This is a genomic window from Saprospira sp. CCB-QB6 (genome assembly GCF_028464065.1).
Taxonomy (GTDB): Bacteria; Bacteroidota; Bacteroidia; order Chitinophagales; family Saprospiraceae; genus Saprospira.
The window spans coordinates 2,886,129-2,904,280 of sequence record NZ_CP116808.1 but is presented as its reverse complement, the minus strand read 5'-3'; the positions used below and the strand labels follow the sequence as shown (position 1 = coordinate 2,904,280).

The window sequence follows — 18,152 nt, the reverse complement described above, 5'->3', positions numbered from 1 at the left end:
TTTTTTTTCTATTACAGAAGTGCTTAGTACTAATTTAACAAAATAAAATTTTGTTTAGCTCTAAAAACTTCAGACTATACAGTAGTATTGTGTTGAGGATCATAAAAAAAGGAGGCTTAAGCCTCCTTTTTTTGTTATTTGTTAGCTGTGTTGACCAACTTTAAATTGGTCGGCTTTGGCTATGGCCAGATACCCAAAGACATATAATCTGCGCCAATTTTCTTGATTGCATAGACAAATGCTGCCGTGCGCAAATCAGGAATAGCAGGGTTAGATTTCCAAGTAGCACGGATGTTTTGGTAAGAAGTTACCATAGTTTCTTCTAGACCAGAACGTACTAGATCTAACTCGTCAGCACCAGAAGTAAGCATGCTTCTTTGTGCAGGGCTAAGATCTTTACCCGTCATTTCCAAAATCATATCGACCAAATGCGTGTAGCGATTTGAAGTGAAACGCTTCTCCATGTGACCAAAACGTGAGTGAGAGATGTTTTTCAACCACTCAAAGTAAGATACCGTCACCCCACCAGCATTTGCATACATATCGGGAATGATAAGGATACCTTTTTCTAAAAGTACTGCTTCTGCCTCAGGAGTAACAGGACCATTAGCTGCCTCAGCAATAATTTTAGCCTTAATGCGATCTGCATTATCTGCATTGATTTGGTTTTCTAGAGCAGCAGGAACAAGAATATCACACTCTAGCTCCAACGCACTACCACGGTGCTCCAAAGTAGTTGTACCAGGAAAACCAATGATAGACCCCGTTTTAGCCCGGAACTTCAATAGCTCAGCTACATCAATTCCTTCGGGATTATGGATAGAACCTTCATATTCTGCAACACCAATGACTTTTACGCCACCTTCTTGCTGAGAAATAGTTCCTGTATAAGAACCTACATTACCCAAACCTTGGATAACCATAGTTTTTCCTTCTGTTCCAGTAGTAAGACCTAGCTTTTCTGCATCCTCACTATAAGAAAGTGCTTCGCGGATAGCATAGAAAACACCACGGCCAGTAGCCTCAGTACGGCCAGCTACACCATTTTGCTCTACGGGCTTACCCGTTACACAACCTGCACCTTCTAATTCACCATGACGAAGCGTCATGTAGGTATCCATGATCCAAGCCATTTCTTTGGGTCCTGTTCCATAATCGGGAGCAGGTACGTCTAGGCCTGGGCCAATGAAGTTTTTGCGAACCAACTCAGCTGCATAGCGACGAGTGATGCGCTCCAATTCTTCTTCTGAATAATCTTTGGGGTTGATTTTCACCCCACCTTTGGCACCGCCAAAAGGTACATCTACTACTGCACACTTATAAGTCATGAGCGCAGCAAGGGCTTTTACCTCATCTTGGTTTACCCCTAAGCTATAGCGAATCCCCCCCTTAGTGGGCATACGGTGATTAGAGTGTTGTACGCGATAAGCCTCGATTACATTCACATCGCCGTCTTTCGTACGTACAGGGAATTTCATTGCAAAAATCGCGTTACAAGCCTTAATCTGGCCTAAAAGGCCTTCAGAAAGGCCAGCGTAACTTGCTGCTTTATCAAAGTTGCGTTCTACGCCTTCAAAAAAGCTATAATGTTTGTCCGCCATAATTCGGAAAAATTGATAATTGAAAAAGTCAAATGTATTAAAGTAGACCTATCCATTTGAGAGGTCCCTCAAGTGTTTCGATTTATTTATAAATCTTCATACGCTTGCTCAATCTTGGCCAAACGGCGCTCTAAATAAATCAAAAGAGCAATAATGCCTATGAAGATCAGCAGAATAACGGCTACTACTACATAAATTTTGCCCGTGCTCTCCAAAAAATCAGTTTGAGTTGATGGAGATTGAGCGCTTAGGCTAACAGTAGCCAAAAGCATCAAAATCAAGCTATTATATGTTTTTCTCATGCTTTTATGATCCGTTTGTATTGTAAACTTTGGAATTTTTATTTGGAAAAAAAAATTTATGCTCAACTATATTTTAAAGAAGAGTCTACCGTTTAGGGCTAAATTAAGGCTATCCACTTATATAATCTTTTGTGAATTAGCGTTTTTCCCAAAGAAATATCTAAAACTCTATATTAAAAATTATTCTTGTTGGCCCTCTCTCTGGCTAGCCAAAGAATGCCTGCCGAAGCCGAGGGCCAAAAGCAGGCTTTTCCGATGAGCGGCTTACTGGCCTGTAGGGGGCGGCGAAGCCGCAGACCAAAGCCCGAAGGGCTGCAGGGCCGAGCAGACCTGCGAGCCCGGAAGGGCAGGACCTGAGGCCGCAGGCCGAAGGGAAGCCCCAAAAAATTAGTCCCTGAATTGATTCTCCCAAACCTTGGGTTGTAATCGATATACTCGGAAGCAAATTTGGGCCAGCCAAAGGCCAAAAATGATCCAGCCCAAAACCGAAGGATAAAAGAGTAGGCGCAGGCTGCTATCCAAATCATAGCTACTAAAAGCGGGATTCCCCTCGGCGCCAGGGTGCAGGCTATCGACCATTCTGGGCACTACATAAAGCAGCGGAATGAGCGTAGCAAAAGCAAAAATATTGTAGGTTGCGGCAATTCTGGCCCGTTTGTCGGGATCCTCAAAAGAGGAACGCAAAACAAAATAGGCCAAATAGATGAGCACAGCCACCGCAGAGGTGTTCTGCTTGACATCCCAGCTCCAATAAGCGCCCCAGGTGTGTTTGGCCCAAATAGCGCCCGTCACAAGGCCCAAAAGGCCATAAGTGACACCCACCGTGGCCAGAGCAGTAGCCCAATGGTCATTTTTGAGGCCTTGGCCCGCCCGCAATTGTTTGATACTTGCAATTACAGAAAGTAGCAAAATAAACATCATCCCAAACCACATGGGCACATGATAAAAAAGATTGCGGATACTTTCTTCTAGGATATTGAGAAAGGGGAAATTGGTCCCTGCCGTCATTGCAAAAGGCTCAGATTGGCAGGCTTCTACGGCCAAATCGCCCTCTCCTTTTTGGATGTATAAATCGGTAAAAGCCGTTCCGTATTTTGGCGTGCTAATCTCAATTAAGGGAAAAGGCGCCTTAATTTTGTTCGGCTCCAACTGTGGCAAAGCAACCTCCAATTTGAGTTGGCGGGGCTTGTCAATTTCGATTTTTTGGGCACAATATACTTGGTCCTCGGCCAACAAAATGCGAGCTTGAACCTCTTCGCCCGCCTCAAAACGGCCATTGTAAACCCAGACATCTAGCGACTGACTTTGGCCCGTTTTCAGGCTCAAACTACTCTTATCCGATACTATTCCCATTCGTAGCGGAATCAATAAACCAGCCGATAGACTGTAGAACAACAAGACTGCCGCTAGGGCCTTCCACCAATGTTTTTTCAACATGTTTCTCTATTTACTGGGCATCATCGGCCCAAAAGATGCTAAATCGGGCCTGCCCATACTTACGAATTTGCGCAAAGTTAGCATGATTTGCGAAATCTTGGCGATCGTCATGCTCTATTATCAGGCAACCCCCTTTTTTTAATATATTCTTAGAAAAAATAAGCTCTGGCAAGCTCTGCATTTTATTCAAAGCATAGGGTGGATCGGCAAAAACAAGCCCATAGCTTTGCTCGGGCAACTGCCCCAAAAAGGCAAAAACATCAGCCTGATGCACCTTGCCCTTATCTTCCATCTCAAAACGCTGCAATTGACTTTGAATAAAGCGGCAACAGCCTCGATATTTTTCTACAAAATCAACCTGTTCGGCCCCTCTAGATAGAAACTCATAGCCCACGCCCCCCACTCCCGCAAAGAGGTCCAAAACCTTCAAATCTTGCAACTCAATTTGATGTTGCAGGATATTAAAAAGCCCCTCTCTGGCCATATCGGTAGTGGGGCGGGTTTTCTGGCTTTTGCCAGGCATTTCATAGCGTTGGCCTTTCAATTGGCCACTAATGATTCGCATATTTTTTTGTTTTTTCTGCTGTTTTGGGGCTGCCCCTTCGGGTCGGGCTGTTTCGCAGCTCGCTAATCGCTCGGCCCTGCGCGGGCTACGCCCGCTGGGTCTGGCCCTTTGGGCCACTGCTGTCCATCCCTCAGCCAGCGGGCTGCGCCCGCTTCTAGGTCCAGAAAGGACCAATTATAAGATGGTTCCCAAAAGATGAATGGCTCTTTGGGGTTCTAGCTTGGCCAAACAAGCTGTTTCGGCAAAAGCTTGGGGACGGGGCAAAGGCTTTAGCGCAATAATATACCTGTAAAGCAATTGATAAATAGCGGAATCTTCGTTCAGCTCTCCAGCAAAATGAAGGGGGATCTTTTTGGGCGATAATCCTAGTTCCTTATACATCCAAAGTAAATAATATAGACAATCTTCTGCAGAAACAAAAGGCCGTAATTGGTGCAGCAATAACTTGTCCTTGTGCCAAGCAATCAATTGAATGCTTTTGGGACTAAAATAGGCCAGTAAACGGTAATTATTTTCTGGAGTTTTTGGAATAAGCTGCTGACTAATATCCAATAAACTGGGCAAAGCCGTTTGAATTTGCGCCTGCGGAAAAAGGTCCATCAATTGGTCATGTAAAGCCAGACGGACCGACTGCAAAAAGACCAAATCCAGCGAAGGCATTTGGGCCTCCAACAAAAAGTCGCCCTCATCTAGAGGGAGCAGGGCCTCAAAATAACTGTATTGCTGTTCGGGCAGATAAAGTGGCAGCGGTAAAGAAATCACTCGATTGCTGCGCAAATAAATTTGAACCTTCTGATAAGGCGCACGCAAAATTTCTCTTTGGTCATAAGCCTGATTGAGGGCATCAACCAAACTATATTCCTCTTCTATTTGGACAAAATCGAGCCCACCCAGAGCCAAGACTTCGCCTTGCTCATGCACCAAATAAGACAACCTATCCGCTCCAAGCAGGAGGGATAGGTTATAGTTTTTGCTTTGGTCTAGCGAAAAATTGGAGCTAGTATAGGTTTCCATGAATTACCAGTTACCTGTAGTAGAAGGTTTGGTTAAATCGCCTACCTTAACTTCTGCTTTGTGGTCAAATTTAGGATCATACATGCCATATTCTTCAACAGAATACTCTTTCATATAATCGCCTACCGTAGTTTTCACTTCAAAAGTAGGAAGTTTACGGCCAAAAGCGCGACGGCCTTCCATGGCCACTTCGCCTGCAGCCACAACAAACTCCTTATTGTCTGCAAAAGGAACAGTGCGAATCTGCTTAAAGTAATCTTTAATAGAAGCTTCGGCAAAGTCTAAATAAGCGGCAACAGCAGGATCTTGACGAACATCCGTACTAGTGTCTTGCCAGTTTTCCATAATTTCAAATGCTGGAGTGCGTAGTTCCTGAAGCTTAGCCTTATCCAATTTACCATTTTCGGCAATGAAAGAAAGGACAGAGTCACGAGCGGGATACATAAGTTCTGTTGTATCGGGCGTAATCGTTGTATCGAAGGGATCCCCTTCAATTTTGAGGATAAAGAAGCTATCCTTGAGGAAAGAAGTCTCGAGTTCATCAAAAGAGCCAGCAAAGAGAGTGTCTCCCTTAATGCTCGTGTACATTTTTTGAAGTTCAGCGATTTCTTCTAGTTTTTCTTGTACGGCCGTTTTGCGCTCCGCCCAAGTATCTCTAAAATCTACAGGGCGGCGGATGCTTTCCATGAGGTAATAGGCAGAGGCTAGAGCAGCCAAAATAAATACAATATTGAGTACGATCTTCATCGGGCTATTATTTTAAATCTAATAAAGTAGCGCAAAATAAAATTTTATGTCAGGCGGGCTTGGGCCCTTTAATCCTGCTTGCAAGTATAAGTATTTTTTAAAAAAAATTGGTCCTCTCTTCTTTTTTTGTTTTTGGTCGGCGGGGCCCAAGTTGGTTATTAGATGAGCTTCAGGGGCTTTTTTGGTGCTTCTGTTCAGCTTGTTTTTTTGGTCCACAGAAAATTTGGGATGGGACAGGCGGCAAAGCCGCCGCAAAGGAGCGCAGCGACTGGCTGAGGGATGGACAGCAGTGGCGCGAAGCGCCAGACCCAGCCAGCTTGCTGGCGCAGGGCCGAGCGATCAGCGAGCTGCGAAACAGCCCGACCCGCCCGATAATTCATGAGGGTTTCAACCCTCATTTTGTATAGCTTCGCAAAGCGGTATCGCTTTGCGCTGGCTTTCAAGCTGGCGGAAGGGGCAGCCCCAAAACAAAAAAACACTAAACCTTTTTAAAAAGAGTAATTTTTAGTGCATTTTCGATATAATTGTGGAGGCTTTTTGCGAAAAAAGCTAAGTTTTTTTAAACAAAACCTTTAGGGATAAGTTAAGAGAGCAATTATCGTTTAGCTTGTCTCTTGGCTAAGAATCCATTTGCTTTACTGGAGAACACATATATATGTCGAAAAAAGTCATTGTCATCGGGTCTGGATTTGCGGGCCTTTCTGCGGCCTGTCATTTGGCCAAAGCTGGATATAATGTTCAGATATTAGAGAAAAATGATTGTGCTGGAGGGCGTGCGCGCAAGATGGAAGTGCAAGGTTATCATTTTGATATGGGGCCAAGTTGGTATTGGATGCCAGAGGTCTTTGAGCAATTTTTTGAGCAATTTGGCAAAAAGGTGTCGGATTATTATGAGCTCAAGCGTTTGGACCCGGCTTATAAAATTGTGTTTGGAGAGGGGGAAGAGTTGGCGGTTCCGGCAGATATGCAGGCCTTAAAAGAGTTATTTGAGGGTTATGAGCCAGGGAGTTCGGCCAAATTGCAACAATTTTTGGATGAGGCCGAATACAAATATAAGGTGGGCATGGGAGAGTTTGTGCAAAAGCCCTCTTTGTCCATTTTGGAGTTTGCTGATTTGCGGGTAGTTCGGGCGCTTTTCAAATTGCAGATGTTTTCTTCTATTGCCAATCATGTAGAAAAGCTATTTAAGCATCCGCATTTGCGAGAGTTATTGAAATTTCCCGTTTTATTTTTGGGGGCCACTCCAGAAGAAACGCCGGCCATGTATAGCTTGATGAACTATGCGGATTTAGCTTTGGGAACTTGGTTTCCCATGGGCGGCATGTATCAAATTGTGGCCGCTATGGTCAGTTTGGCCGAAGAATTAGGCGTAGAAATTTTGCTGAATGAAGAAGTGCTTAATATTGAAGTTTCGGGCAAGCAAGCTAAGGCGGCCATCACAAAAAATGGGCGTTTTGAGGCAGATATCATTGTGGCTGGAGCCGATTATCATCATGTGGACCAAAAACTACTTGCGCCAGAATACCGTAACTACAGCGAGCGCTATTGGGATAAGCGGATCATGGCGCCATCTTCTTTGCTCTTCTATTTGGGGGTAAACAAACCGCTGGACAATCTGCTACACCACAACCTCTTTTTTGATGAGGATTTCAAACTACATGCTCAAGAAATTTACAAAACCCCAAAATGGCCAACCAAACCCTTATTCTACGCTTGTTTGGCCTCTAAAACGGATCCTTCTTGTGCTCCAGAAGGACATGAGAATCTATTCTTACTTGTGCCAGTGGCGCCAGAATTAGAAGATACAGAAGCCACTCGAGAGCATTATTACAACTTGGTCATGGATCGTTTGGAAGCGCTAAGCGGCCAAGAAATTCGCTCGGCCGTAGATTATAAGCTGAGTTATGCACATAAAGACTTTAAGAAAGACTATTACGCCTACAAAGGAAATGCTTATGGATTGGCCAATACCCTATCGCAAACGGCCATTCTCAAACCGCGCTTGAAGAACAAAAAACTAAACAACTTCTATTATGCTGGGCAGCTCACCACGCCTGGTCCGGGTGTTCCCCCCTCTCTAATTTCGGGAGAGGTTGTCGCTCGAGAAATCATTAAGTCTAAGGGCTAAAAAACATCTCCTATGGATCACTTAAAACTTTATCAGGACAGCTGCCAGGCTTGCAGCCAGCTCATCACAGAGCGTTATAGCACCTCTTTTTCGCTGGGTATTCGGATGTTTTCTAAGCGGTTCAGAGGACCTATTTACGCCATTTATGGTTTTGTTCGCTTTGCCGATGAAATCGTTGATACCTTTCATGGGCACGACAAGGCCGACTTACTCGAACGTTTTCGACAAGATACTTATCGAGCCATTGAAGAAAAAATCAGCCTCAACCCTATCTTACAAGCCTTTCAAATGGTGGTCAATGAGTACCAAATTGAGCGAGAATTGATTGATGCCTTTTTGTATAGTATGGAAATGGACCTGCATTTTCAGCGCTATGAAGATAGCCTCTACAAAAAGTATATTTACGGCTCTGCCGAGGTGGTGGGCCTGATGTGCCTACGGGTGTTTTGTAAGGATAAGCCCGGCCTCTATGAAAAGCTAGAAGAACCCGCCTGCGCCTTGGGTTCCGCCTTTCAAAAGATCAACTTTTTGCGCGATATGAAAAGTGATTATGCCGAACGTGGCCGAGTCTATTTTCCAGGAGTTGATTATAAATTATTTAATGACCACATTAAGGCCGAAATCGAAGCAGATATTCTCCAAGATTTTCAGTTGGCCTATCACGGTATTTTGGGGCTACCCAAAGGTTGTCGGTTTGGAGTTTACGTAGCCTATAAATATTACCTCAACCTCTTCCATAAAATTAAACAATCGCCAGCCGATCGAGTGACAGAAGAACGTATTCGGATTCCCAATGGCAGCAAATTGTATATCTTGGGTAAGTCGATGATTCGAGCACAGTTTAATCTCTTATAGATGCAACAACAAACAAAAAAATGGGGGGCGGCTCTTCTTCTTGGAGGGCTGCCCTTGCTTTGGGTCCTCTACTTATTGTGGGCGCCCCTAGATTGGCAGGCCGAACAATCTATGCAAGTGCCCGCTATGGGCCCTAAACTACAGTTTGGAGAGCATGCCTATTGGTATTTATGGATTAACATCGGGACGATTTTCTTCCCTTTTTTGCTCTCCTTTGACAAAAAGGTCCACTTCTATAAAAAATGGCGCTTTCTATGGCCCGGCCTGCTAATCGTTGGCAGCTTTTTTTTGGCCTGGGATGTTTTCTTTACCCAAATGAACGTTTGGGATTTTAACCCCCGCTATTTTACCTACTCTTTTCTGGGCCTGCCCTTAGGCGAATGGCTATTTTTTATTAGCGTCCCCTATGCCTGCCTCTTTATTCATGAATGTCTCTTGGCCTATATTTCTAAAGATGTTTTGGGGCCCATAGAACGCCCCCTTAGTTGGCTATTGGTTGTTCTATTCTATGCTATTGGATTCAGCAGTTTGTTGATGAGTTATACAGCCTGGACCTTTTTGCTAGCGGGTAGTTTTCTACTTTGGCACTTACTTTTTATCCCCAACTATTATCGCAGCCGCTTCTATTTGGCCTACCTCATCAGCCTTTTTCCCTTTTTGCTGGTCAACGGTATTTTAACAGGGGGCTTCAATCAAGAACCCGTAGTACTCTACAACAATAGTCAACAACTAGAAGCCATCTTGGGCTTCCGCTGCGGCAGCATCCCCTGGGACGACTTTATTTATGGCTTTTTACTCCTTTTTCTAAATGTCTCTTTTTTCGAGTACTTCAGAAATAGAAAGCCATCCTAAGCCTTGAAGGCGAAAAACTAGGGCCAGACTAGCACGAATTTTGAGCAAAAAATAATACCTTTAGTCTATATAATTCACTCATTTCTCAGCCTAACCCTATGCCATCCAGCGATTTTGATATTTACGAATTGCTGCCCCGCCGCAGCCGCAAAATTCTAAATAACCGCCGCCGAGCCCGCTACCATAGCCTGCCTCGGCATTGTTTGCGTATGGAACAAAACGAGAGCCCCTGGGGAAGCCTAGGCGCCGAGCAAGATTATAGCCAATACCCCGATCCCGAATGCCAATTGCTTCGAGAAGAAGCCGCCGAGTTTTATGGCCTGAAAAAAGAACAAATCTTAGCCGGCAACGGCGGTAGCGCCCTGATCGACCTGATCTTTCGCGTCTTTTGCCAAGATGATAAGGACCATATTCTCAGCTTTAGCCCTATCGCCCCAGAAGTCCGCCACCTAGCCGACCTGAACGGCAGCCATCTCGAACTCCTTCCCCTCAACGAGGACTACCAAATTTCGCTTTTCAAACTAAGAGCAGAACTCCGCAAAGAGGTCAAAATTCTATTCCTCAGCCACCCCAACCCTATCTCCGGCCGCTGCCTAAGAGGGATTGATGTGGTCGATGCCATCGAAGGCTTTAAAGGCCTAGTGGTCCTAGACGAGCGACAACTCGATTACCAACAAGACCTCAGCCTACTCCCCTACCTTAAAGATTTCCCCAATCTCGTTATTATCCGCTCTTTCTCAAGCCTCTGGGGCCTAGCGGGGCTCCGCCTCGGCCTCGCCTTCGGCTCGCCCGAACTCATCGAGATTTTACAGAAAATGCAAACGCCCTTTAGCGTAAACACCTTGGCCCAAACCGCCGCCGTTAAAGCCATGCGGGTCCCCGCCCAAAAAGATCGAGTGATTGAACAAACACTGGAACAACGCAAAATCCTTATCGAAAAACTCGATCAACTGCCCATTGTTCAAGAGGTATCGCTCTCCAATAGCAATTGCATTCTCTTCAAGGTCAAAGAAGGCGAAAAAACTTACCAATACCTACAAAATGAAGGCATTGAAGTCTTTCCCGCCTACCAAATTGACAAAAGCCTTGAACACTGCATTCGCATCTCGGTCGGCCAAGAAGAACAAAATAAACGCCTCATCAAGGCCCTTAAAGATATGCCCAGCAAAACCTCGCTTCGCCACAAAATCATGAAGCAGTTGGGCCAAGGCCTCAAAAATGCTAGCCTGATTCTAGGCATGGGCGTTTTCAAAAAAATTATTGGTTAACAGAATTCCAATACCTCTAGGGAAGGATAGCAGCAGCTGTTTTTCCCTTTTTTTATGCCCAAATCCCCCTTTTTTCTCCTTTTTATACTGCTGTTTTTTTTGGGGCTGCCCCTCCCTGCGGTCGGGTCGGGCTGTTTCGCAGCTCGCTATTCGCTCGGCCCTTCAGCGCTGCGCGCTTCGGTCTGGCCTGCGGCCACTGCTGTCCATCCCTCAGCCAATGGACCTCGGCCATATAGTTTGCCCATAGTCCTGAGTCTAAAAGAGTTCGCCCCTTTTAGCGCTCTGTTTTAAGAATTTGGCGGACTTCCGTATCTTGTAGGCATTAAAATATCTTAACCCACTGCCTTTATGCCGGCCAAATTATATCTTATCCCTGTCCCTTTGGGCCCCTCCGATTATTTACCTGTTCCCCAACAAGTAATTCAAGTTGTCCATAGTTTGGACCATTTTATTGTAGAGCGAGGCAAAACAGCTCGCCGCTTCCTCAAGGATTGGAAAACGCCTATCCCCTTTCAAGAAATGACCTTTTTTGAACTCAACAAACGCACAGACCTTGCAGAACTCCCCTCTTTTCTAGAGCCTGCACTCAAAATGGGGAAGAGCATCGGCCTAATGTCTGAAGCAGGCTGCCCTGGCGTAGCCGACCCCGGCGCTGCCGTCATCGAAATGGCCCATGCCAAAGGCATTGAAGTGGTCCCCCTAGTTGGCCCCTCTTCTATCCTATTGGCCCTAATGGCCTCTGGCTTCAATGGCCAATGCTTCGGCTTTGAAGGCTATTTGCCCATCAAAAAAGGCGAACGCCAAAAGAAGATCAAGCATTTATATGCCCAGTCTAAAAAAGAAGGTCGCAGCCAAATCTTTATCGAAACGCCTTACCGCAATATGGCTATGCTAGAAGATCTTTTGGCCCAATTGCCCAATCATTGCCGCCTTTGTGTAGCCGCAGATATTAGCCTGCCCAGCCAATATATTAAAAGCCAAACCGTAGCCGAATGGAAAAAGGGAAGCTTGCCCGACCTGCATAAACGGCCCACGGTATTCCTTTTCCTTGCCTAAAATGACTTTCTTATGCGCCCAGTTTTTACCTTTTTAGTTGGTTCTCTTTTGTTTTTTGGTCCAAAGGCGCACAGCCAAACTGGAGATGAAGGAGTAGAGCAAGTTGCTCAATTCTTCGATCATGTCTTGACCGAAGGACAATGCTACCCTTGGCTACATCATCTCTGCAAAGAGATCGGCCACCGAGTAGCAGGCTCTTCCGCTGGAGCTGCAGCCGTAGAATACAGCCAACAAATTCTAGATAGTATTGGCTGCGATAAGGTCTGGACCCAAGAGGTAGAGGTCCGCCATTGGAGCCGTGGGAGCATCGAAAAATGTAAGCTCATCCAATCTAAAACCCTAGGCGATCTAGAGCTATCCGTCGTGGCCTTGGGCTACTCGGCCCCTACACCTAAACTGGGCCTAAGCGCTGAAGTCATTGAAGTAAAATCCGTGGAAGACTTGCGCAAGCTCCCTAGCAGCCAAGTCAAAGGCAAGTTTGTCTTTTTTAATGGGCCTATGGACCCCACTAAAATCAATACCTTTCACGCCTATGGCGCTGCTGGCTCGCAGCGCACTTCTGGCCCTAAAGTGGCCGCCCAAAAAGGAGCAGTAGGCGCCTTAGTTCGCTCCCTCACCCTCAAAAATGATGATGTTCCTCATTCTGGTGTAACGATTTTTCAACAAGAGCAACCGATTCCAGCCGCTGCACTAGGTATTCAAAGCGCCGATAAACTATCGGCCCTTTTGGCCCAAGAACCCAAGGCCAAAGTCTATTTGCAACTCAACTGTCAAGACTTGGGCAAACGCAAAACCTATAATGTAATTGGAGAAATTAAAGGGAGTGATTATCCCGATGAAATTATTGTAGTTGGCGGTCACCTAGACTCTTGGGATTTGGGCGAAGGCGCTCATGATGATGGCGCTGGCTGCGTGCATGCCATGCAGGTCCTTCACAGCTTTAAAGCCCTAGGCATTCGGCCCAAACATACCATTCGCTGCGTGCTTTTTGCCAATGAGGAAAGCGGCCTAGCTGGTGGACGAAAATATGCAGCCGAGGCCGAGCGAAAAGGCGAAAAACATATTGCCGCTATTGAATCTGATGGAGGTGGACATGCCCCCAGAGGTTTTGCCATGGATGCCCTCCCTCATATTCTGCAACCTGCCTATGCCAAGGCCCAAAACTGGAGAGCTTTAGTTTCTCCCTACGGCTTTTACGAACTCACCACAGGAGGCTCTGGGGCTGACATTAGCCCACTTAAAAAGTTGGGGGTGGTCCTTTTTGGATTTCGCCCTGATTCTCAACGTTACTTTGATTACCACCACTCTAGCAATGATGTTTTTGAAAATGTGCATCGCCGAGAGCTAGAACTGGGCGCGGCAGGCATTGCCGCTTGGGTATACCTTATCGATCAATATGGCCTACAATAAAATTCTATTCTTTCTCCTCTTTATTTTTGCTTTACAAGCCTGCCAGAAGGTAGAAACTATGGAGCGAGACTTAAGCCGTTGGGCCGTTCCCGATCAATTGCCCGTCAATAGTATATTGGTCCATAATGATAGCCTTTATATTGGCCTAGGCGACCTTTTTAATCGAGGGGGGCTTTGGGTAAGCCCTATTGATAGCCCTAGTTGGGACAGTTTATTAGTGCTCAATCATGCAGTCCGAGATTTACAATGGCTAGATGATCGCTTATATGCCTATCCGATTGGGAACACGGTTTATTATCGAGAAGGCGGTATTTGGTCTGGCCTGTATATGCCTGGCTGGGAGTATTTTTCTGCGGGACATTTCTTTTCGGACTCTGCAGGCATTCTGGTCGCTGGCGAAAATTTGGGCCTAGGGCGCATTCATCGTTTGCGGGCCAATGGCAATTTTCCCTATCTCCTCCAAGCCGATAGCTTTCTCCATAGTTTTAGTGATTTGGCGGGGCAGGCCGATGGCCGCGCCCTAGCCGTTGGTTATGGCCTAATCTTAAAGACTACTGATTATGGGCAAAATTGGGCGCCCATGCCGCCCCAGGGCAATTATTTTAGGGCCATTAGTTGGCCCGATAGCCTAAATGCTTTTGTAGCTGGAGATTATGGTAGCGTTTATAAATCTGAAGATGGGGGCGAAAGCTGGCAAAAGCTATTGTCGGGCCGCACCATAAACCCCAAATACCGTTGGCGCTGCATTCTAGCCCTAGATCAAGATCATCTAGCTGTTGGGGGAAAAGATGGGGCCCTGCTCCTCTCTGAAGATGGGGGCCAAAACTGGCAAAAACTTCAGGGTTTAGAGGGCGAAGAAATTCTCTGTCTGGCCCATGATGGACAATTTTGGTATTTGGGCACAGCGCAGGGCCATATTTGGGGTTTTTTGTATTAATTTGGTCCTATCGGCGGCGACGCCGCCGCCAATGGCCTAGCGATGTGCAAGGGTGGCCGTCAGGCCAGACCGAGGCGCGCAGCGCTGAAGGGCCGAGCGAATAGCGAGCCCTGAAACGTAGCGCCGCAGCTTTGCTGCGGAGGCCCCAAAAAAATAGAACAAAAAGCTAAAATGGCTGTAGATATTAGGAGATTTGCCAAAGCTTTTTACTTTAATAGAAGTTCGTTATCTTCATTCACCTCAATAGGAATACAATTATGCTTAAATTTTTTAAACTAGGAGGGCGTGAACCTCGTGGATTTGGCTATCAGCCGCGTTTTTACGATGCGGACAAAGAAGCCTTGGAGAACCGTGTGCGTGCAGCAGAAGGTCGAAAAACGGGCAATATTGACCGTGAAGTGACCAAGATGCGCATCCGTGAAGAGCTGCGTTTGGCCAGAGAGATTGCCAAGCGAGAGCATCGCGGGCTTTGGTCTGGCGGTATTTTGCGCCTATTGATTATTCTGGGGATTCTGACTGCAGCGGCCTATGCGGCCCTAGAGCGCTGGCTCCCTGGCTTGCTTCACTTTTGGTTTCCCAATTCCTAGTCCCTTAACTCATATCGCTTATGGCAGATCTTATTCGCCTATTGCCCGACCATATTGCCAACCAAATTGCAGCCGGAGAAGTGGTGCAACGGCCCGCTTCTGTAGTCAAAGAATTGATGGAAAACGCCATTGATGCAGGAGCTCAAAACATTCGCCTGATTATCAATGATGCGGGAAAAACCCTCATTCAGTTGGTGGATGATGGCATTGGGATGAGCGAAACGGATGCTCGGATGAGTTTTGAGCGACATGCCACCTCTAAGATTCAAAAGGCAGAAGACCTTTTTAATCTGCATACCATGGGCTTTCGGGGCGAGGCTCTAGCCTCTATTGCTGCCGTGGCCCAGGTGGAAATGCGGACCAAAAAGCGGGGCGAGGAACTGGGCGTTCGTCTACAGGTAGAAGGTTCTGAATTGCTCTCTCAAGAGCCTTGTCAGGCTGCTGCGGGGACCAGCATTTCGGTCAAGAACCTCTTTTACAATATTCCCGCTAGACGCAACTTTCTCAAATCGGATAAGGTAGAATTTAAGCATGTGCTCGATGAATTTCAGCAGATTGCCATTGCCCATCCCGATATCTTTTTCTCTTTGCACCACAATGGCCAAAAGCAGTTTCATCTGCCCGCCAGCAACCTCAAACAACGGATTATTCAGGTATTGGGGAAGAAATACGCTCAAGCCTTAATTCCCATCTCTGAAGAGACCGATATTATTAAGATTTGGGGCTATGTGGGCAAGCCTGATTTTGCCCGCAAGATGCGTGGCGATCAGTATTTCTACGTCAATCAGCGCTATATCAAAAGTAATTATTTGCAACATGCGCTTTTTCAGGCCTATGAAGATCTACTCCCACAAAAGATGTATCCCATTTATGTGGTTTTCTTTGAGCTAGATCCCGCCAAAATTGATGTGAATGTCCACCCCAGCAAACAAGAAATTAAGTTTGAGGATGAGCGACTGATCTATAATTACCTTAGAGTCTGTACCCGCCATGCTTTGGCCCAACATCATGTGACGCCTAGCATCGACTTTGAGCAGGAGTCGAGCATTAGTAAGCAATTGGAGCGGGAGCGGATGGAAAAACAACAGCTATTTTCCAATACAAAAACGAGCAGCCCAAAGTCTACAACTAGCGGCGGTGGTGGCGGCTATCGTCCCCCTCAAAAAACGGAGCAGGAACGGAACAATCTGGCCCATTGGGAGAAGCTCTATGCTGATTTACAAGATGAGGAGGAGGAAGAACAACAGCTGCTTCCCTCCAAGCTCTCTAAGCAAACCCCACTCTTTGAACAGGAAGAAGAAGAGACCCTGCAAATGGGCCAAGGCCCCAAACAAGAGCTCTTTTATTTGGGCCAAGGCTATATGATTAGCCCCCTAAGAGCGGGTTATTTATTGATTCATCAGCAGACCGCCCTAGAGCGCATCCTTTATGATGATTATTTGCAGCGGCTAGAACATAAGCGGCTGGTCCAACAACACAGCCTCTTCCCTATTAGTGTTAGCCTGAATTTGCGGGATGCCAAGCTCTTACAAGAGCTGCTGCCCCAGCTCAAAAGCTTGGGCTTTGAATTGGTCCCTATGGGCGAAACGACCTTTGTCATCTCTTCGGTACCCGCCTATTTAGAACAATTGGGCGAAGAAGATGGCTGGCTAGAAGAAATCTTGGAGCAATACCAATTGGGCCAATCCCTTTCTCTTTCCTTTGAACAAAATATGGCCAGAGCTATGGCTATGCGCATGGCCAAACAACAACCCAAGCGGCTTAGCCCGCTCGAAATGCAGGCCCTAATTGATCGGCTCTTTGCCTGCGAAAACCCAGAGCGATCCCCCAGAGGACGCCGCTGCTTTATTCGCTACAATTTTGAAGAACTAGATAGACGCTTCGAGTCTTAATTCGACTATCGGCCACTCCAATCTTACTCATTAGGAGCTGAGGGTTTCAACCCTCGGCTCCTTTTTTATCGCCCCTATTGGTCAGCCGCTTGCTGTAGGTTAAAACCTACAGGTCCTTTGAATTAAATGCTTTAGTTGTTAGGAATTATAATACCTGTGGGTTAAAACCCACAGCAACAAAGGACCTTTAGTACAGCCTGCAGCTGAGCGGAAGGTTTCAACCTTCCGCCCAGAATAATTTTCTCATTAGGAGCTGAGGGTTTCAACCCTCGGCTCCTTTTTATTGCCCCTATTGGCCAGCCGCTTGCTGTAGGTTAAAACCTACAGGTCCTTTGAATTAAATGCTTTAGTTGTTAGGAATTATAATACCTGTGGGTTAAAACCCACAGCAACAAAGGACCTTTAGTACAGCCTGCAGCTGAGCGGAAGGTTTCAACCTTCCGCCCAGAATAATTTTCTCATTAGGAGCTGAGGGTTTCAACCCTCGGCTCCTTTTTATTGCCCCTATTGGCCAGCCGCTTGCTGTAGGTTAAAACCTACAGGTCCTTTGAATTAAATGCTTTAGTTGTTAGGAATTATAATACCTGTGGGTTAAAACCCACAGCAACAAAGGACCTTTAGTACAGCCTGCAGCTGAGCGGAAGGTTTCAACCTTCCGCCCAGAATAATTTTCTCATTAGGAGCTGAGGGTTTCAACCCTCGGCTCCTTTTTATTGCCCCTATTGGCCAGCCGCTTGCTGTAGGTTAAAACCTACAGGTCCTTTGAATTAAATGCTTTAGTTGTTAGGAATTATAATACCTGTGGGTTAAAACCCACAGCAACAAAGGACCTTTAGTACAGCCTGCAGCTGAGCGGAAGGTTTCAACCTTCCGCCCAGAATAATTTTCTCATTAGGAGCTGAGGGTTTCAACCCTCGGCTCCTTTTTATTGCCCCTATTGGCCAGCCGCTTGCTGTAGGTTAAAACCTACAGGTCCTTTGAATTAAATGCTTTAGTTCGTAGGAATTATAATACCTGTGGGTTAAAACCCACAGCAACAAAGGACCTTTAGTACAGCCTGCAGCTGAGCGGAAGGTTGAAACCTTCCGCCCAGAATAATCTTTTCTCATTAGGAGCTGAGGGTTTCAACCCTCGGCTCCTTTTTTATCGCCCCTATTGGTCAGCCGCTTGCTGTAGGTTTTAACCTACAGGTCCTTTGAATTAACTACTTTAGTTGTTAGGAATTATAATACCTGTGGGTTAAAACCCACAGCAACAAAGGACCTTTAGTACAGCCTGCAGCTGAGCGGAAGGTTGAAACCTTCCGCCCAGAATAATCTTTTCTCATTAGGAGCTGAGGGTTTTAACCCTCGGCTTCTTTTTTATCGCCCCTATTGGTCAGCCGCTTGCTGTAGGTTTTAACCTACAGGTCTTTTTTGTCATCCATATCTACCCCCATCTATCCCCCTAGGGCCAAGGCCCTAGGCTAACTAAAAAATACCCCCTGTTTAATTATGGAGGG

General features: G+C 46.1%; 15 protein-coding genes. 9 read left to right on the top strand and 6 right to left on the bottom strand.

Annotated elements, in window-relative coordinates; translation table 11 throughout:
• Positions 1-179: 179 nt before the first annotated feature.
• The 6 genes from PPO43_RS11195 to PPO43_RS11170 all read right to left on the bottom strand — a co-directional run bounded on the left by PPO43_RS11195 (position 180) and on the right by PPO43_RS11170 (position 5,666).
• A complete protein-coding gene (locus PPO43_RS11195; protein WP_272617786.1) occupies positions 180-1,601 on the bottom strand; it encodes a Glu/Leu/Phe/Val family dehydrogenase in 1,422 nt (473 codons plus the stop codon).
• An 86-nt stretch (positions 1,602-1,687) separates the two neighbouring features.
• A complete protein-coding gene (locus tag PPO43_RS11190) occupies positions 1,688-1,903 on the bottom strand; it encodes a CcmD family protein (protein ID WP_272617784.1) in 216 nt (71 codons plus the stop codon).
• Positions 1,904-2,290: 387 nt separating this feature from the next.
• The gene (locus tag PPO43_RS11185) at positions 2,291-3,340 is read right to left on the bottom strand and encodes a cytochrome c biogenesis protein (RefSeq protein ID WP_272617782.1); all 1,050 of its coding nucleotides are present in this window, start codon (positions 3,338-3,340) and stop codon (positions 2,291-2,293) included.
• A 10-nt stretch (positions 3,341-3,350) separates the two neighbouring features.
• The gene (rsmD, locus tag PPO43_RS11180) at positions 3,351-3,905 is read right to left on the bottom strand and encodes a 16S rRNA (guanine(966)-N(2))-methyltransferase RsmD (protein WP_272617780.1); all 555 of its coding nucleotides are present in this window, start codon (positions 3,903-3,905) and stop codon (positions 3,351-3,353) included.
• Between the two features lie 174 nt (positions 3,906-4,079).
• Complete coding sequence (locus PPO43_RS11175; protein WP_272617778.1) at positions 4,080-4,919, bottom strand: DUF3822 family protein; 840 nt, start codon at positions 4,917-4,919, stop codon at positions 4,080-4,082.
• A 3-nt stretch (positions 4,920-4,922) separates the two neighbouring features.
• Positions 4,923-5,666 carry a hypothetical protein gene (locus PPO43_RS11170; protein ID WP_272617776.1) on the bottom strand — a complete coding sequence of 248 codons (744 nt, stop codon included), beginning with the start codon at positions 5,664-5,666 and terminating at the stop codon, positions 4,923-4,925.
• A gap of 655 nt (positions 5,667-6,321) precedes the next feature.
• On the opposite strand from PPO43_RS11170, the gene PPO43_RS11165 reads away from it, so the two are divergent.
• The 9 genes from PPO43_RS11165 (at position 6,322) to mutL (ending at position 16,651) form a co-directional block, all read left to right on the top strand.
• Positions 6,322-7,794 carry a phytoene desaturase family protein gene (locus tag PPO43_RS11165; protein WP_272617775.1) on the top strand — a complete coding sequence of 491 codons (1,473 nt, stop codon included), beginning with the start codon at positions 6,322-6,324 and terminating at the stop codon, positions 7,792-7,794.
• Positions 7,795-7,806: 12 nt separating this feature from the next.
• Complete coding sequence (locus PPO43_RS11160; protein ID WP_272617773.1) at positions 7,807-8,649, top strand: phytoene/squalene synthase family protein; 843 nt, start codon at positions 7,807-7,809, stop codon at positions 8,647-8,649.
• Positions 8,650-9,501 (top strand): lycopene cyclase domain-containing protein, encoded by an 852-nt coding sequence (locus tag PPO43_RS11155; protein WP_272617771.1) that lies wholly within the window; start codon positions 8,650-8,652, stop codon positions 9,499-9,501.
• 98 nt (positions 9,502-9,599) lie between these two features.
• On the top strand, positions 9,600-10,769 hold the full coding sequence (locus PPO43_RS11150; protein WP_272617770.1) for a pyridoxal phosphate-dependent aminotransferase: 1,170 nt from the start codon (positions 9,600-9,602) through the stop codon (positions 10,767-10,769).
• Positions 10,770-11,117: 348 nt separating this feature from the next.
• On the top strand, positions 11,118-11,825 hold the full coding sequence (locus PPO43_RS11145) for an SAM-dependent methyltransferase (protein WP_272617769.1): 708 nt from the start codon (positions 11,118-11,120) through the stop codon (positions 11,823-11,825).
• Positions 11,826-11,837: 12 nt separating this feature from the next.
• Positions 11,838-13,235, top strand: coding sequence for a M20/M25/M40 family metallo-hydrolase (locus tag PPO43_RS11140; RefSeq protein WP_272617768.1), 1,398 nt, complete (start codon positions 11,838-11,840; stop codon positions 13,233-13,235).
• Positions 13,222-14,172: a WD40/YVTN/BNR-like repeat-containing protein gene (locus PPO43_RS11135; protein WP_272617766.1), complete on the top strand. Its 951-nt coding sequence runs from the start codon at positions 13,222-13,224 to the stop codon at positions 14,170-14,172. Before PPO43_RS11140 ends, PPO43_RS11135 begins: the two co-directional genes overlap by 14 nt.
• A gap of 257 nt (positions 14,173-14,429) precedes the next feature.
• Positions 14,430-14,759 carry a hypothetical protein gene (locus PPO43_RS11130; RefSeq protein WP_272617764.1) on the top strand — a complete coding sequence of 110 codons (330 nt, stop codon included), beginning with the start codon at positions 14,430-14,432 and terminating at the stop codon, positions 14,757-14,759.
• A 20-nt stretch (positions 14,760-14,779) separates the two neighbouring features.
• Positions 14,780-16,651, top strand: coding sequence for a DNA mismatch repair endonuclease MutL (gene mutL / locus PPO43_RS11125; RefSeq protein WP_272617763.1), 1,872 nt, complete (start codon positions 14,780-14,782; stop codon positions 16,649-16,651).
• The last annotated feature ends 1,501 nt before the right edge of the window (positions 16,652-18,152 follow it).

Excerpts from the sequence above, each read along its gene's own strand:
- PPO43_RS11195 (WP_272617786.1), bottom strand. The coding sequence starts at position 1,601 with ATGGCGGACAAACATTATAGCTTTTTTGAAGGCGTAGAACGCAACTTT.
- PPO43_RS11190 (WP_272617784.1), bottom strand. The coding sequence starts at position 1,903 with ATGAGAAAAACATATAATAGCTTGATTTTGATGCTTTTGGCTACTGTT.
- PPO43_RS11185 (WP_272617782.1), bottom strand. The coding sequence starts at position 3,340 with ATGTTGAAAAAACATTGGTGGAAGGCCCTAGCGGCAGTCTTGTTGTTC.
- rsmD (WP_272617780.1), bottom strand. The coding sequence starts at position 3,905 with ATGCGAATCATTAGTGGCCAATTGAAAGGCCAACGCTATGAAATGCCT.
- PPO43_RS11175 (WP_272617778.1), bottom strand. The coding sequence starts at position 4,919 with ATGGAAACCTATACTAGCTCCAATTTTTCGCTAGACCAAAGCAAAAAC.
- PPO43_RS11170 (WP_272617776.1), bottom strand. The coding sequence starts at position 5,666 with ATGAAGATCGTACTCAATATTGTATTTATTTTGGCTGCTCTAGCCTCT.
- PPO43_RS11165 (WP_272617775.1), top strand. The coding sequence starts at position 6,322 with ATGTCGAAAAAAGTCATTGTCATCGGGTCTGGATTTGCGGGCCTTTCT.
- PPO43_RS11160 (WP_272617773.1), top strand. The coding sequence starts at position 7,807 with ATGGATCACTTAAAACTTTATCAGGACAGCTGCCAGGCTTGCAGCCAG.
- PPO43_RS11155 (WP_272617771.1), top strand. The coding sequence starts at position 8,650 with ATGCAACAACAAACAAAAAAATGGGGGGCGGCTCTTCTTCTTGGAGGG.
- PPO43_RS11150 (WP_272617770.1), top strand. The coding sequence starts at position 9,600 with ATGCCATCCAGCGATTTTGATATTTACGAATTGCTGCCCCGCCGCAGC.
- PPO43_RS11145 (WP_272617769.1), top strand. The coding sequence starts at position 11,118 with ATGCCGGCCAAATTATATCTTATCCCTGTCCCTTTGGGCCCCTCCGAT.
- PPO43_RS11140 (WP_272617768.1), top strand. The coding sequence starts at position 11,838 with ATGCGCCCAGTTTTTACCTTTTTAGTTGGTTCTCTTTTGTTTTTTGGT.
- PPO43_RS11135 (WP_272617766.1), top strand. The coding sequence starts at position 13,222 with ATGGCCTACAATAAAATTCTATTCTTTCTCCTCTTTATTTTTGCTTTA.
- PPO43_RS11130 (WP_272617764.1), top strand. The coding sequence starts at position 14,430 with ATGCTTAAATTTTTTAAACTAGGAGGGCGTGAACCTCGTGGATTTGGC.
- mutL (WP_272617763.1), top strand. The coding sequence starts at position 14,780 with ATGGCAGATCTTATTCGCCTATTGCCCGACCATATTGCCAACCAAATT.